Origin of the sequence: Staphylococcus argensis (genome assembly GCF_002902305.1) — a bacterium.
GTDB lineage: Bacteria > Bacillota > Bacilli > Staphylococcales > Staphylococcaceae > Staphylococcus > Staphylococcus argensis.
The window spans coordinates 1,273,773-1,290,125 of sequence record NZ_PPPX01000001.1; the positions used below are offsets into that span (position 1 = coordinate 1,273,773).

15 protein-coding genes are annotated in these 16,353 nt (G+C 38.6%); 12 read left to right on the top strand and 3 right to left on the bottom strand.

Annotated elements, in window-relative coordinates:
* Positions 1-436 precede the first annotated feature (436 nt).
* The 6 genes from CD039_RS06165 to CD039_RS06190 all read left to right on the top strand — a co-directional run bounded on the left by CD039_RS06165 (position 437) and on the right by CD039_RS06190 (position 5,827).
* Positions 437-955, top strand: a complete 519-nt coding sequence (locus CD039_RS06165) for a type 1 glutamine amidotransferase domain-containing protein (protein WP_103371557.1) — start codon at positions 437-439, stop codon at positions 953-955.
* Between the two features lie 241 nt (positions 956-1,196).
* On the top strand, positions 1,197-2,006 hold the full coding sequence (gene sgtB / locus CD039_RS06170) for a monofunctional peptidoglycan glycosyltransferase SgtB (protein WP_103371558.1): 810 nt from the start codon (positions 1,197-1,199) through the stop codon (positions 2,004-2,006).
* Between the two features lie 140 nt (positions 2,007-2,146).
* Complete coding sequence (gene recX, locus CD039_RS06175; RefSeq protein WP_103371559.1) at positions 2,147-2,965, top strand: recombination regulator RecX; 819 nt, start codon at positions 2,147-2,149, stop codon at positions 2,963-2,965.
* On the top strand, positions 2,943-3,257 hold the full coding sequence (locus CD039_RS06180; RefSeq protein ID WP_002473025.1) for a YfhH family protein: 315 nt from the start codon (positions 2,943-2,945) through the stop codon (positions 3,255-3,257). The genes recX and CD039_RS06180 overlap by 23 nt, the downstream gene beginning before the upstream one ends.
* Positions 3,258-3,271: 14 nt before the next feature.
* Positions 3,272-4,804, top strand: a complete 1,533-nt coding sequence (locus tag CD039_RS06185; protein WP_103371560.1) for an ATP-binding cassette domain-containing protein — start codon at positions 3,272-3,274, stop codon at positions 4,802-4,804.
* Between the two features lie 9 nt (positions 4,805-4,813).
* On the top strand, positions 4,814-5,827 hold the full coding sequence (locus CD039_RS06190) for a hypothetical protein (protein WP_103371561.1): 1,014 nt from the start codon (positions 4,814-4,816) through the stop codon (positions 5,825-5,827).
* 123 nt (positions 5,828-5,950) lie between these two features.
* Here the strand turns inward: CD039_RS06190 and CD039_RS06195 are convergent, their stop codons facing one another.
* Positions 5,951-6,928, bottom strand: a complete 978-nt coding sequence (locus tag CD039_RS06195) for a metal-dependent hydrolase (protein WP_103371562.1) — start codon at positions 6,926-6,928, stop codon at positions 5,951-5,953.
* 122 nt (positions 6,929-7,050) lie between these two features.
* Here CD039_RS06195 and mutY point away from each other — a divergent pair, with 122 nt between their 5' ends.
* The 3 genes from mutY to CD039_RS06210 all read left to right on the top strand — a co-directional run bounded on the left by mutY (position 7,051) and on the right by CD039_RS06210 (position 10,822).
* Positions 7,051-8,106 carry an A/G-specific adenine glycosylase gene (gene mutY, locus CD039_RS06200; protein WP_103371563.1) on the top strand — a complete coding sequence of 352 codons (1,056 nt, stop codon included), beginning with the start codon at positions 7,051-7,053 and terminating at the stop codon, positions 8,104-8,106.
* Positions 8,107-8,174: 68 nt separating this feature from the next.
* Entirely contained in the window at positions 8,175-8,717 is a 543-nt protein-coding gene (ntdP, locus tag CD039_RS06205) for a nucleoside tri-diphosphate phosphatase (RefSeq protein WP_002473028.1), read from the top strand.
* A gap of 368 nt (positions 8,718-9,085) precedes the next feature.
* A complete protein-coding gene (locus CD039_RS06210) occupies positions 9,086-10,822 on the top strand; it encodes an ABC transporter ATP-binding protein (RefSeq protein WP_103371564.1) in 1,737 nt (578 codons plus the stop codon).
* 87 nt (positions 10,823-10,909) lie between these two features.
* On the opposite strand, the gene CD039_RS06215 is transcribed toward CD039_RS06210, so the two are convergent.
* Positions 10,910-12,004, bottom strand: coding sequence for an FUSC family protein (locus tag CD039_RS06215; RefSeq protein ID WP_103371565.1), 1,095 nt, complete (start codon positions 12,002-12,004; stop codon positions 10,910-10,912).
* 78 nt (positions 12,005-12,082) lie between these two features.
* On the bottom strand, positions 12,083-13,372 hold the full coding sequence (locus CD039_RS06220; RefSeq protein WP_049409269.1) for a glutamate-1-semialdehyde 2,1-aminomutase: 1,290 nt from the start codon (positions 13,370-13,372) through the stop codon (positions 12,083-12,085).
* Positions 13,373-13,452: 80 nt separating this feature from the next.
* Between CD039_RS06220 and bcp the strand changes: the two genes are divergently transcribed.
* The 3 genes from bcp to perR all read left to right on the top strand — a co-directional run bounded on the left by bcp (position 13,453) and on the right by perR (position 15,413).
* On the top strand, positions 13,453-13,908 hold the full coding sequence (gene bcp / locus CD039_RS06225) for a thioredoxin-dependent thiol peroxidase (RefSeq protein ID WP_103371566.1): 456 nt from the start codon (positions 13,453-13,455) through the stop codon (positions 13,906-13,908).
* 6 nt (positions 13,909-13,914) lie between these two features.
* Positions 13,915-14,865 (top strand): phosphoglycerate dehydrogenase, encoded by a 951-nt coding sequence (locus CD039_RS06230; protein ID WP_103371567.1) that lies wholly within the window; start codon positions 13,915-13,917, stop codon positions 14,863-14,865.
* Between the two features lie 95 nt (positions 14,866-14,960).
* Positions 14,961-15,413 (top strand): peroxide-responsive transcriptional repressor PerR, encoded by a 453-nt coding sequence (gene perR, locus CD039_RS06235; protein WP_103371568.1) that lies wholly within the window; start codon positions 14,961-14,963, stop codon positions 15,411-15,413.
* Positions 15,414-16,353 lie beyond the last annotated feature (940 nt).

The following is a 16,353-nucleotide window of genomic DNA, read 5'->3' on the forward strand; positions in this document are numbered from 1 at the left end:
TTAGACCACAACGAAAACCCATTCTTCGAGCTGCGTAATGTAGATGAAATACTTTAAGAGACGCAGTAGAGATCTGCATTCATATGGGTTTTACTCATATGAATTCTAGCTCTCATTGCGGGGGAAAGACCACGAAATCAAAGATTTCTGTCTTTCTCCCAGCGAAAAGAATTAGTTGAGTGTGGTCCTACGCAGTTGCTGACTGAATTCGAGATGGCTAACGCTTTCTCGAACTCTAGTCAACTTTACGGGGGGAGCACTACGAAATCATAGATTTCTGTGCTTCTCCCAAGCAAGCGAGAGTTATAACATTGAAAATTAATAAGTTTTAATTTTGTCTTAGTCTCAATTAATTCTGACTTAACTTGTATGTTTAACCTTTCAAACATTTGGATATTACATAACTATATACAAAGAAGAGAAAGGTGATGTCGTAATGGCTAAAAAAGTAGCAATTATTGCAACAGACGAATTTGAAGATGTTGAATTAACTAGTCCTAAAGAAGCTATTGAAGAAGCAGGACACGAAACTGAAGTTGTAGGTTTCGAAGCTGCAAGTGAAATTGTAGGTAAACACGGTACTAAAATCACTGTAGATCGTGGAATCAGTGAAGCGAAAGCTGAAGAATATGATGCATTATTAATCCCTGGTGGTTTCTCTCCAGACCACTTAAGAGGTGACTCTGAACAACGCTTTGGCGCATTTGCTAAATACTTCACTACAAATGACGTGCCAGCATTTGCAATCTGCCACGGTCCACAAATCTTAATCGATACAGATGACTTAAAAGGTCGTACGTTAACAGCAGTATTAAACGTACGCAAAGACTTATCTAACGCAGGAGCTCAAGTCGTTGACGAATCAGTTGTAGTAGACAACAACATCGTTACTAGCCGTACTCCTGACGATTTAGATGACTTCAATAAAGAAATCGTTAATCAACTTAATGGTTAATCAATAACTAAGGATTCATTATAGTTATATTCAAGGAAGTATAAATCAATCTTTCGTTAAGGGAGAATTTCAATCGTGAAGTTCTCCCTTTTTATGCTGTTGAAGAGGGGTTGCAGCTATTGATCTACCTACATCAATAGCTAGGCCCCTGGACTGATTTTTCCAAGATAGAGTAGATATAGATGTAAAGTGTTGCTAAACTCGCTTATAATAAGAGTGATTATGTTAAAGGAGTTAGCGGATGAAACGAAGTGAACGATTAAAGCCGACTTATACATCAAGTGAACAGAGACATTCACCCAAATATAATACGTATTATCAACCTGTTGGGAAGCCTAAGCGTCAGAAGAAAGGAATGGGGCTAGTAGCCAAGCTCTTACTCCTTCTGATTATCATTGCTGGGATTTTTATCGGTGCGATGTATTATTTCTCTCTATCCGCAAATGTTAAAGACTTAGAGTCGATTGAGGACAAACCATCTTTCGTCAGTGCGAAAGATATGCCGTCTTATACGAAAGGTGCGTTTATCGCTATGGAAGATGAACGCTTCTATCATCACCACGGTTTCGATGTGAAAGGGACCTCGCGTGCATTATTTTCGACCTTAAGTGACCGTAATGTCCAAGGCGGAAGTACGATTACTCAGCAAGTGGTGAAGAATTATTTTTACGATAATGAGCGGTCATTTACACGTAAAGTTAAAGAATTGTGTGTAGCGCATCGTGTTGAAAAGAACTACGATAAAGACCAAATTCTGAGCTTTTATATGAATAATATTTATTTCGGAGATGATCAATACACAGTCGAAGGTGCGGCGAATCATTACTTTGGTGTAACGACGAACAGTAATAATTCAGCTATGCCGAAGATCACTGTACTGCAGAGTGCGATTTTGGCTAGTAAAATTAATGCACCGAGCGTGTATGACATTAACGATATGTCGGACAACTTTAAAAACAGAGTGAAAGTGAATCTTGAGAAGATGAAACAACAAGACTTCATTTCAGATAAACAATATGAAGAAGCCATTCAACAGCTCGGAATTATCTAAGATTACGATTGAGGACTTCGCATGGTAGTTTCATAATATGCTTGTGCTATAATTTGCACTTGATGATCTATCATTATACCATTAGTGCATCATTCAAAATGAAGCGCTGATGCGTTATTCTAAAAGGTGGAGTGAGACCTATGCCAAAGATTACCAAGATAGAAGTTCAACGAAAGAATACAGAACGCTTTAATCTCTATCTCGATGGTGAATTTGAGATGGGGATCGATATCAATACACTCGCGCATTTTAACTTGAAGAAGAACCAAGAGGTGTCACCAGCAGCAATGGCAGACATCCAATCCTATGAGCAATATCGACAAGGGATTAATAGTGCGATTAACTATATTTCATATCGCAAACGTTCTGAGCGTGAGGTGGTCAAGCATCTCAGCGATCAAGAGATAAGCGAACCGGTGATAGCGAAAGTCATCGCATTCTGCTATGAACAGAAGCTCATCGATCATGAAGATTATGCGGAAAGTTTAAAGAATACTATGATTCAAACTTCAGATAAAGGACCTGAAGTATATAAACAGAAACTCTATCAAGCAGGTATTGAAACACATCTTATTGAGGACTACACCGCGCGGTATGAAGAAGAATTGCCCTTAGACCAAGTCTTAAAGGTGGCTGAGAAGATTCTGCGCCAGAAGAAAGGGCCACCAGCTAAAGTTCAAGCCAAAGTGAAACAATCGCTTCTTCAGAAAGGTTATACTTTTGAGATGATTGATCGCGCTTTCCAAGAAATGGACTTTTCACAAGATGAAGCGGTCGTGGACGAGTTACTGCAGAAAGACTTGGAAAAGGCCTACAGCAAGTACGCGCGCAAATACGATGGAAATCAATGTCGCATGAAAACGATAGAAGCTCTTATGAGAAAAGGGTATAGTTATGATAAAATTAAGACAAAATTAGAAGAAAGTGGTATTACAAATGGAACAGAAGAAATTGAGTGAGATGACGGAACAAGAAATTCGTCATGAAATTCAAGGCTATAAAGAAAAGATGCGTAAAGCAGAAATGAATGGAATTTATAATGAATACGACGTTTATGTGAGCAAAACGATTGTTGCAGAAAGTTATCTTGTCGATAGAGACAAAGTACAACTGGGGCGTATTTATAAGTTGAACGATGGTTCTGAAGGGTATTTCAAAGTGGAGCGGTTAAAAGGCGTCTTCGCATGGGGATATCGTATTAACAGCAACCAACCTGAAGAAGGTTTACCTTTAGCATTACTACAAATATAGAAGGATGAAATAGGATGGGTAGTTCGATTATATTAAAGTTACTGAATGTAACGCATTACTATAGAAATCAACAATCAAAAAAGTGGTATGCGCCCTTTGGTTACGAAGCGGAGGATATCGAGCTTAATAATATTAGCTTACATATTTATGAGGGGGAAGCGCTTGGTATTCTAGGGGAACCGCAGTCTTCAAAGGAAGTGCTCGGTAGTATCCTGGCTGGAGAAACGAAGCCAGATAAAGGGAAGTACATATTGCGTACCGATTTATACTATGGAGATATTCACGATAAACATTTACATACAGAAACTGTGCGGGATCTCGTCGCTCAAAGTGTGAAGATGTTTCCTGTTAAAGTGAATGACCATAAAGTCAGTCAAATCTTGAAGTATGCCCATCTCGCTGACAAGAGCGACGTTCAAGTTTGTCGATTAAGTGATAGTGAATATGCACAGCTGCTCTTTGGGTTGGCACGTACGTCACACTCAAGTATATTGATCTTTAATCAAGTCATTCGACATCTAAACGAACACTTCTTTGACGAAGCTATTAACTTATCACGTGAATACATAAATGACAATCTGACCATGGTTGTGATCGATGACGATATACAACGGCTTCCGCAAGTGACAAACTATCTTGCATGGATTTCGCATGGTCAGTTGCGTAAAGAAGGTTCAATCAGGCAACTATTACCCGTCTTTCAAGAGCATGAGAAAGACCGCCAATCTCTCAGTACTGAAGAAGAGCATGAGACGTTTGACCATGATTGGAAAGCGAGCCGTAGCCACATGCCGGAACTCACATATAACTTTAAACGGGTGGAACGCTACAATCATGCCAAACCACCTGTAGCTTTAACACGATTTTGGACATTGCTCATTACTTTTACAGTAGGAGCCTTATTGATGGTGGCGTTAATGTTCGCGAACTTAGGTGTCATCCCTATGCCAAAGAACACGGATCAAGAAACGATTCAGAACCAGCAGGCACATTCATTTGAGGACAAGCTGGCATATGGTGTGTTACTCAATTCTCATATTACTTTAAAAGGCTTGCATCATACAGCCAATCGTCAAGCTACGCGTTACAGCTTGTTAACGATTACCGGTGAGAACAGTAAACATTATCGCGTAGATATCGATGGTAAGCATTATCAGATTTCTAAAAATGATGTGCGTTACTTTGATCCAGCAGGTTTATACGAAAAACATAGTCGCGACACCCTTTCAACTTACATGGGTAAAAGTTATAGCAATTATTACGAGTACTATAACAGTCATTTACATCAACAACATAAAAAAGTGACCGACTCACTTGTACCGGAGAAAGGTAAGAATAATCGTCTCGTAGTACCTGTGACGGAACAACCAATTTCAATGTTATTCAATGATGAGAATAAGCTCACTGGCTTCGTTTATCCAATGACGGATAAATCAAAATTAAAGCAGAAATTCGATATTAAAGGAAATACTTGGATAACGAAATCAGACGATGGTTACTATATTGCTGACCTGAAACACAATAAATGGTTATATATTGAATTGTAGGTGCGTAACATGATAGATGAATTGATAAATTTTTATAAAACGATTCCTAATCTGTGGGAACTGAGTAAAGCGCGCATTGCGAAACAATGGCGGTGGTTTGCTTTACCAGCAGCTGTCGCACTCATCTTACTCATCCTGTTAGTCATAGTAACGAAAGTGGCGGGTATAACCGATATTACGGTTGCGAGATGGTATTATCGATTAACTGGACTCACAACGTTTATCTTCTTCTGGGCCGGTGTGCGACATGCCTACTACTACTTTAAACAAGATGTGGTAGTCATGAAGATGTTTAAGATGTCACCTTACTTTCATGTCGCATTAATTTCAGTTATTTATGCCGTGCTCATGTGGGTGATTAACTTAATCATCCTACTGACAACACCTGTCAATATCGATAGCTCTGTCTTTGGCACTATTTTATACGGCGTAATGTCGTTACCATTGATGTTTGTCGTTGCAAGTATTCTCGGACTACTCGCTGTCCTTTATCGACGTACGCGTATTCTATTCTATAGTTTAGTCATTATTAGTTTTCTACTCGTACCGATCCTTTATATACCGAGTCACACCGGTTCAGTTTGGACGCACCTCATTATGCTGAACCCCGTTTGTTATTTAGTTAAGGGTTCTGCGGAGGCGAACGTCATTGGACTAACAAGTGTAAGTAACATCGCATATCATCTTTATGAGTGCTTGCTTATCGCAATAGGTTTCGTAGTGATTTATGCATTAAACCGCTATGTGGCTTATCATAAATTCGAAGTTACACCCCATAGTGATGAGATGGACGACGAGACTAGCAGAGGTAATAGTAAAAATAAAGCAGGCAAAGTAGAGGATAAAGATAAAAAAGAGACAACAAGAGAACGCTCTGTTAATCAAGAACCTCATGAGGAACAAGTAGGGCAGGGAAATAAAATAGGCAGTTCTACTGATACAAATTCAAAGTCGACTCAAACTGTAGATAAAACGGTTCGAGAGCAGATAAAACGAAGTGTAGAAACCTCAGAATACAAGTAAACAATAAGAGCTCAGAATGTGGCAATAACATTCTGAGCTCTTATTTAAGTTCAATCATTCAGCTTAATTTAAATATGATCATCTCATTAAGATAAATAAACGAATTTTTATTTATCCTAACTACTAATGTGCGTATAACTTCTTCTGTAATTTTTCTTCACTAAATACCCAACCGATATATGAATGATCGATCGTGTGATCTTGTGTTAAATGCGCAATTGCTACAAATGAATAATGCCCGTTCTTTAAATATCTCAAATCGATTAGACGAATTTCTGTCGAACCATCTTCTTGTGGTGTTGCTTGCCAACGATAAATTGAAGAGAAGTTTAAGAACGTTTTAATATTCACATCGTCTTTAACGTATTTCATGAAATCAGAACTTGGTAAGGATTCACGTTTCGTTTTATCACTAAAAACAATATTTCGTCCATAACTCCGACCTACATAATCATATTGGTCTGTTTGAATCGCGATACGCCATTCCATAAATTTCATCGTCGGAGCTACGAAGACTTTGACCGGATTGTGCTCTTCCTGAATCGCCTTAAGTGCTTGTCTCTTCAACATCGCTTGCATTCTGAAACGTATGATATAGTATAGGAACAGAATGGCGATGATTGGAAAGAATACGACGAATGGGTGAACTCCGAAGAGCCATATCACGATGCCTAAACACAAGATGATAAAGATGATCGGATCAAAGGTATTAATAACACTGAGCTGTATCCATTTATTCGTAATTGGCCGCAACGCTTGGGTGCCGTATGAGTTAAAGATGTCTACGAAGACGTGTAGAAAGACCGCTAATTGTGCCCACATCCATACGTGGGTAACATCAACGTGTTTGAAGAACACAAACACCAGCAGCGATAGCAATATGGGCCAGAGTATTGTAAAGGGTATAGAGTGTGTGATACCGCGATGATTCGCAATATAAGTCGCATTATCTTTCAATTTCAATACAGTATCACTATCTGGTATTAACGATCCAGCGATTAATGTTGTGGCTGTGGCTGCAAAGGAACCTGCCATCGCCGGATCTTGAGTGGCAATTGCCGTTAAGCCTACACCCATTGCTATGTGTGTAGCTGTATCCATATCGTTCACTCATTTCATTTCAGTTTGTCTAGTAAATATTATAATCTATTTATTTGGAAAACGAAATAACTGCGCATAGTATTATGTAAATAAACATAGAAGGAAAGTGAGTCAGTCAATTTATGTTACAAGAAGCAACCTTTAAACAAGATTTATTGGAATGGTTTGACGCTAATCAGCGCGAAATGCCTTGGCGTGAAACGAGCAATCCTTATTATATTTGGTTAAGCGAAGTGATGCTTCAACAAACCCAAGTAAATACTGTCAGAGATTATTATCGACGTTTTATTGAACGCTTCCCTACTATTGAGGATTTAAGTGAAGCGCGGGAGGATGAGGTATTAAAGTTATGGGAAGGTCTCGGTTATTATAGTCGTGCCCGTAATTTTCACCAAGCAGTAAAGGAAGTACATCATACATATCAAGGCACAGTGCCTAGAAATCCAGAAGACTTTAAGGCTTTGAAAGGTGTGGGGCCGTATACACAAGCAGCAGTAATGAGTATCGCTTTCGATTATCCATTACCTACTGTGGACGGTAACGTCTTTCGTGTGTGGTCACGCTTGAACAATGATACACGGGATACAAAGTTACAATCCACAAGAAAGGCGTTTGAACAAGAATTACAACCTTATGTGGAAAGTGAAGCAGGTCAATTCAATCAAGCAATGATGGAACTGGGTGCTCTCGTGTGCACGCCGAAATCACCATTATGTTTATTCTGTCCTGTGCAAGAACACTGCTCGGCTTTTCATGCTGGCACAGTGCTTGATTTACCGGTCAAAACGAAAAAGGTGAAAAAGAAAACGAAAAAGTTGGATGTTTTTATCATAGTGAATGAGCAAGGTGAGATACTCGTGGAGCAAAGACAGGAAAGGTTACTTAATGGGATGTGGGAATTTCCGATGTATGAAACCCAACAATCTCATGAACTTCAAACGTGGTTAGGCGAAGGATATGCATGGGATGCACAACACCTCATGCAACTTAAACATCAATTCACTCATCTCACTTGGGACATGTCGGTATACGTATTACAACAACCTGTGAATCAGAATCAACTTGAGTTACCAGACAATATGACGTGGATGTCGGTCGATTCTAAGGAGACATTCAACTTTCCGGTAAGTATGACGAAAATATTTAAGAAATATCTCTCACAATACGATAATCGGTAATGCTCGGAGTGAGTGACAGGCTATGTTATAATCTTGAATGTGAATAAATTATAAGGGTGGTGTGGAAGATGGTGAAAGAATCCATACCTAGCGAAGGCCAGAATATCAAGATTCAAAGTTACAAACATGATGGAAATATCCATAGAGTATGGTCTGAAACGACAATCTTGAAAGGAACAGATCATGTCGTGATTGGTGGTAATGACCATACGTTAGTAACTGAAAGTGATGGCCGAACTTGGATTACTCGAGAACCAGCTATCGTCTACTTTCATTCTGAATACTGGTTCAATGTGATCTGCATGTTTAGAGAAGACGGCGTGTATTACTATTGTAATTTATCCTCGCCATTCGTTTGCGATGAAGAAGCGTTGAAATACATCGACTATGATTTAGATATTAAAGTTTATCCAAATGGCAAATACCATTTACTAGATGAGGATGAATATGAGCAACATATGCGTCAGATGAACTATCCAGATGACATTGATCTCATATTACGTAGAAATGTAGACATACTTCAACAGTGGATAGAACAGAAGAAAGGTCCGTTTGCGCCGGATTTCATCAAGATTTGGCGAGAACGATATCGTAAAGTACGTAATTATTAAGGAAACATATTATTGCGGTAGTAATTTATACTTATAAAGAATAGAGTTGCTTAAATTATAAGCAATATCCATGCGTTTAAGAATCAAATTCGATATAGTGATAACAATGTCGTTAACAAGGTTGAAGTTACTTCTTAAGTCATATCCGTTAAATAACTTAAGAAATGTATCTTAGAGTTGAGATCATCAGGGCATACATCTCAACACAACCTTAAATGATTCTAATTCAACGCAAATGCAGATGTACATTGTAATGAGGTTTGAATCTCAGCCGTACATCTTACTTGCGGGGGTGAAACTTGAGTTGAAATCAAGAGCTCAAAGTGGTTTCACTCCCGTTTCACTTTGATGAAAGTGGGGGACTCATCATGATTCGAAGATATCTCGAATTTGTTAAGCCGTATCGTTGGCGTATAATTGCCACGATTATTATCGGTATTATTAAATTCGGTATACCTATGCTCATACCATTATTGATTAAATACGTCATTGATGGGGTCATCGATAATCACACGCTAACGAATCACGATAAATTCATTCGTTTAGCGATTGCATTAGGTATTGCCGTGTTTATCTTCGCGGTAATTCGACCGCCTATTGAATACTTACGTCAATATTTGGCTCAATGGACAAGTAACAAGATATTATATGATATTCGTAAGAAACTTTATCATCACTTACAAGCGTTAAGCGCACGATTCTACGCAAATAATCAAGCGGGGCAAATTATTTCACGCGTGATTAATGACGTGGAACAAACGAAAGACTTTATCTTAACGGGATTGATGAACATCTGGCTCGACTGTGTCACAATCGTTATTGCACTGACGATTATGTTCGTCTTGGACATTAAGTTGACGCTAGCAGCAATCTTTATCTTCCCATTCTACATTCTTACAGTATATTTCTTCTTCGGCCGTTTGAGACGCTTGACGCGCAAGAGATCGCAAGCTTTAGCTGAAGTACAAGGCTTTCTACACGAGCGTGTGCAAGGGATGTCCGTGATTAAAAGTTTCGCCATTGAAGACAATGAAGCGGAGAACTTTGATAAGCATAACAAACACTTCTTACATCGTGCTTTTACACATACACGTTGGAACGCGAACTCCTTTGCGGCGATCAACACAGTGACGGATCTTGGACCCCTTATCGTCATTGGTGTAGGGGCGTACCTCGCGATTAACGGTTCAATCACAGTGGGTACTCTAGCGGCGTTCGTCGGATATCTAGAGCAACTCTTCGGTCCGTTGAGACGTCTCGTGTCATCATTTACTACATTGACACAAAGTTTCGCATCTATGGACCGTGTCTTCCAATTGATGGATGAGGACTATGATATTAAAAATAATATCGGTGCGCAGCCGATTCCAATTGAGCACGGTAACATTCAAATGAACCACGTGTATTTTAAATATAATGAAGACGAGTCTATGATCTTAAAGGATATCAATCTGGATATCGAACAAGGGCAAACGGTTGCTTTCGTCGGTATGAGTGGGGGAGGTAAATCGACCCTTATCAATCTCATTCCTCGGTTCTATGACACGCTTAAAGGTGAGATTACAATTGATGGTCATAACTTGAAAGAGTTCTTAACAGGGAGCTTACGTCATCAAATTGGTCTCGTCCAACAAGATAATGTACTCTTCTCAGATACTATTCGAGAGAACATCCTGTTGGGTAAACCTGATGCGACTGAAGAGGAAATTGTGGATGCAGCTAAGAAAGCGAATGCCCACGACTTTATTATGACATTGTCGGATGGTTACGATACAGAAGTCGGTGAACGTGGCGTGAAGCTTTCAGGAGGTCAGAAACAGCGTATTTCTATCGCGCGTATCTTCCTCAATAATCCGCCAATTATCATCTTGGACGAAGCAACGAGTGCGCTTGATTTAGAGAGTGAAGCGATTATCCAAGATGCGTTAAATGTCTTGAGTCGTGACCGTACGACATTAATTGTTGCCCATCGTTTATCAACGATTACCCATGCAGATAAAATTGTAGTCATGGAAGATGGACAAATCGTCGAAACAGGTACACACCGAGAATTATTAGAGAAAAAAGGTGCTTACGAGCATTTATTCAGAATTCAAGATTTATAATAATACAAAGCCTGTAGAGTTGAAGATGGTAAGATCTTCGTCACTCTACAGGCTTTTTTGATTAGGATATTATATTCAAATTAATAACTATAAATCGAAATCCTCGTCTAATATATCAATTTCATTATCATTGTGGTGGTATGAGAAGAAACTGATACGTAAACGGTCTAGATGTTCGAGTGTGTAACGATACTCTTCAATACTTGAGACAATCTGCATGACATTTGCTGACGAGTAGTCTTCAGGTACTGGATTATTAGTAATATCGTTAAAGAACGCATCGATTAATTCTTTCTTCTGTGGATTCTCAATCTGACTATCCAATTGACGGGCGTCGTAACGCGCTTTTTTAGATAAACTGATAAAGATTTGTTCATGATAAGTGATGAGTGAATCCAGCTCGAGTTTAATCTGCAGCAACAAACTTTGATTTAAGTTATGCAAATCATTTTGATAACGATTCATGCGTTTGAGTACTTCATAGGCTTTACGTGTACTGCGAACTACTTCTTTAAATAAGATCTTCTTACGATTTTGTGCATACGCTTGCTTTTTAGTCCAAGAACGTTCTTCCTCATAGTAGGAGAATGTTTGCTCTAAACGCTCTAAGCGCTCTCGAATTAATCCTCTATCTTCTTTAATATTATGATATTCAGAGGTATCATTCAGTACAAGTTTGAACCACACGAAGATATCAGATGTGATATTCAAAGCGTTATAGTAAATCTTAGATTCAAATTTCGGTGGCAAGAAGATAAGATTTACGATGGAAGAGCTGAGCACACCAATCATGACCATCACAAAGCGATAGAACGCTGAGACATAGAACGAGCCAGTTTGTTGTCCCATAATAATCAATGCAGTGACACTCGCCAGCGTCGCAACGTGTGCAAGTTTGAAGCGGAATAATATCGCTATGAGTAAGACAACGGTCACGCCCATAATGATAATATGCTGACCAAACATAAAGACCATCGCAACAGCCAGCGATGCTCCGATGACGTTACCTATCGCTTGATCCGAAATCGTCTTGATAGAGCGAAAGACGCTGGGCTGCATCGCTACGACGGCACTGACACCCGCGATTGCTTTAATTCCAGCGTCTTTAGGTAAGAAAGAAGCGATAAATAAAGCAAGCATAATCGCGATGCCGGTCTTTATAATTCTAGCGCCTAACTTCAAATATCTCGCTCCTTTCTATATCATCTTAATATTAAAGTTATTATTTTGTTATACAACGATTATAGCGAAAGGTCAATATTATTTCATCTGACTAAAGGCGTAGTCGGCTGCTTCTAACGTTTTGTCAATGTCTTCATCTGTGTGTTCAGTCGTTAAGAACCACGCCTCGAACTTAGACGGCGCTAAGTTAATGCCTTGGCGTAACATATGGTTGAAGAATTCTGAGAATGCTTCAGCATCTGCTGCTTCAGCTTGATCATAGTTTGTAACTTTTTCGTCTGTGAAGTAGAGCGTTAAAGCGCCGTAAACACGGTTCACAGTTGCAGTGATATTGTGTTTCTCAATCAATTCGTTAAGTCCGTCTTCTAGACGTTTACCGAGACGGTCTAATTCTTCGTACACACCATCTTGTTCAAGTACTTCTAATAAAGCGATACCTGCTTTCATAGAGAGTGGGTTACCTGCCATCGTTCCAGCTTGATAAGCAGGGCCTAATGGTGCGACATGTTCCATGATATCTTGACGGCCACCGTAACCTCCGATTGGAAGTCCGCCGCCAACAATTTTACCGAAAGCAGTTAAGTCTGGATAAACTTTGTAAAGATCTTGTGCAGCGCCGTAGTGGAAGCGGAAAGCCGTAATAACTTCGTCGTATATAACGAGACTGCCATTATCATGTGTTATGCGGTTCACTTCTTCGAGGAAACCAGGTTGAGGTTCGACCATACCGAAGTTACCCACGATAGGTTCCACGAGTACAGCAGCTACATCGTCGCCCCAATGGTCGATCGCTTCTTTATAGGCGTCAATATCATTGTAAGGAACTGTGATAACTTCTTTAGCGACACTTTGTGGTACACCAGCTGAGTCAGGAGAGCCAAGTTGAGATGGACCACTACCTGCAGCAACGAGCACTTGGTCGAAGTGACCGTGATATTGACCTGCGAATTTAATAATCTTATTGCGTTTCGTATATGCACGTGCGACACGAGTCGTTGTCATTACAGCTTCAGTACCAGAGTTAACGAAACGAATCTTCTCTAGGGAAGGGATTGCTTCACGTAGTTTCTTCGCGAAATCAATTTCAAGCTCTGTCGGCGTACCATAGAGCACACCTTTCGCAGCTTGTTCTTGAATTGCTTTCGTAATATGAGGATGTGCTTGTCCAGTGATGATTGGACCGTACGCTTGTAAGTAGTCGATGTATTTATTGCCATCTACATCATAAAGATAGGCACCTTTACCTTCCTTCATGACGATAGGCGCACCGCCACCTACTGCTTTAAATGAGCGTGATGGTGAGTTAACCCCACCGAGTATATATTCATTAGAAAAGTGTTGAAGTCTTTCGCTTTCACTAAAATTCATTCTAATCAACCTCTTTTAATTTTATATTTTCGACTATTATCGTATCATATTTGTAACAATAATAAGAAGCAGGTGAGTATATGTTATCCAAAGGAGAACAATTTCCAGACTTTGCATTAGAGAATCAAGATGGAGAAACAATTACGAAAGAAAGTTTAAAAGGGAAGAAAGCAATTTTATACTTTTACCCAAGATATAATACGCCTACATGCACAACTGAAGCGTGTGATTTCAGAGATAATATTGAAATGTTTAATGATTTAGATGTTCAAGTTTATGGCATCAGTGGAGATACGAAACGTAAACATCAGAACTTTATTGCGAAACATAATTTGAACTTTGACCTTTTAGTAGATGAAGATTATCAACTTTCTGAAGCGACAGGTGTCTACCAATTGAAGAAATCATTTGGTAAAGAATCTATGGGAATCGTGCGCACAACATTCGTTATTGATGAAAACGGAGAAATTATGGACGTCATTGAGAAAGTCAAAGTAAAGACACAAATGGAAGAGTTAAAAGCAATTTTGGGGTGATTGAAGATGAAAGTGGTTAGTTTAAAGCGTTTAGGCGATAGCGAACAACGTTTGAAAGACGCCTTTCCAGACATCGATTTCAGTTTCAAGAAAGGTCTCTTTCAAGTAGAGGATGAAGAATGTGAGGATATTGATATTCTCATCGGATATAGTGGACAAGTTGATGAAGCATTCTTGAAGAAATGTCCGAACTTAAAGTGGATTGCGTGGTATGCGACCGGCGTGAATAACTTACCTCTCGATTACATTTCAGAACATAATATATTGCTGACGAATGGCAGAGGTATTCACGCGAAACAAATGTCTGAATTTATCCTGGCCTTTATCCTAGATGACTATAAGAATATGAAGCAATCGTTCATCAATCAACAGAACCACGTCTATGACTCTAAGTTAACAGGGAAGCGAGTAGCGGGTGAAACTGTATTATTCTTAGGTACAGGTGCGATTGCTCAGAAGACAGCACGCTTGCTAGAAGTCATGGGTGTGACCAATATCGGAGTCAACACATCTGGTCATTCAGCTGACTTTTTCGAGCAGACATACAGCATGGAAGAGTTGGATGAGGCACTTAGTGAAGCGGATATCGTTATTAATGCTTTACCTGAAACAGAGGACACATATCATTTATTAGAAGCACGTCATTTTAAAGAAATGAAAGACTCAGCATTATTCATTAACGTTGGCCGTGGTACAATAGTAGATGAGAAAGTACTTATTGATATGTTGAAACGTGAGGAAATCCGTCATGCAACCTTAGATGTTTTTGAAAATGAACCGTTAGATTCAGATCATCCGTTCTATGATATGGATAACGTGACGATTACCGCACATATTACAGGTAATGGAACAGAGAATTACCATGAAGCAACAGATATTTTCATGACGAATTTGAAGCATTTTCTCAATAACGGCGAACTAATTGAGAATGTGGCGGATCCTAATAAAGGATACTAAGGTTGATAGATATAAAAATATTGACACATTCAAGAACGAAAAGTTATATTAATATTAAGTAAGAATTATTATTATATAGAAAGACGGTGAAGAACATGAGTGCGGAAATGGAAACAGTTGAACATCAACTCGACGATTCAATTGCTTCTTTAAGAAGTGCTGGAATTAGAATCACGCCACAGCGTCAAGCTATCTTAAGATTCATGATTTCAGCAGATACACATCCAACTGCAGATGAAATCTATCAAGCACTTTCACCTGATTTTCCAAATATTAGTGTAGCTACAATTTATAATAATTTACGTGTATTTAAAGACAATGGCATCGTAAAAGAATTAACTTACGGCGATGCTTCAAGTCGTTTCGACTTTAATACGCACAATCACTACCATGTGATTTGCGAAAGATGCGGTAAGATTGTAGATTTCCATTATCCCTTATTAGATGAAGTGGAACAACTTGCGCAACACGTAACTGAATTTGATGTGTCACACCACCGTATGGAAATTTATGGTTTATGCAAAGATTGTCAGAATAAAGATGTGTAAGTGTAGTAATTGAAGAACATTTATCTTTACCGGGATCCATTCATCAAGGATCTCGGTTTTTTAATTGTAGAAAAAGGCAGAGAATGAATTTGCGGTCGCTGTTGTAATTAGAGGAGTAGAATACTGTATATAGGTCGTATGAAAGTAAGATTGAAATAAGAGCTTCTATATTAAAACAGTCATTAATAAATGAAAGTGGGTGGTAAGGTAGAGAATTTATAGATATATGCTGAAAAAAGGATAGGGTAACTGTGTGAGGTTAGAACCAAGACAACTAGTGTTTAATAAGTACAGTTGAAATCATTGTAAGATAATTATTGGTCACTGTGTTTTATAGCGACTTAAACACTGTTAATGATGAGTAAGTAATTTGATATAAAAGAAGTTCGTTTCAAGATAGATGGCTTAAATTAATGGAGTGAATATGTTGGTAAATAGCTGTATTACTAGCTTTTCTTGTTGTGAAATGACAAAAGACGATACATAAATAGGTATTTAGTGAATTATCATCTTCTTGCCTGATAAATTTCTTCTAAAAAATTTAAGATAATCATTGACTCATAATTGCAAAGTTGATATTATAAAAAAGTCGTCGAAACGAGATTGTTTATCTCGTTTAAAGAGAGATTTAATAAAGTGTAAATTTGGTACTTGTTAAATCTGACGAAACGTTATAGAATGTTAAATGTTGAGTCAAGAAAATAAAAAACTTAAAAAATTAGTTTTAAAAAAGTTGTTGACTCGATACAAACAAGGTGTTATAATTAATTCTTGTAACGCGATAATGAACATTGAAAACTAAATGACAATATGTCAACGTTAATTCCAATAAACACAACGTGTTATTGATAACACTTATTTTTATGAGCTAATCAAACGTTAATTATTTTTATGGAGAGTTTGATCCTGGCTCAGGATGAACGCTGGCGGCGTGCCTAAT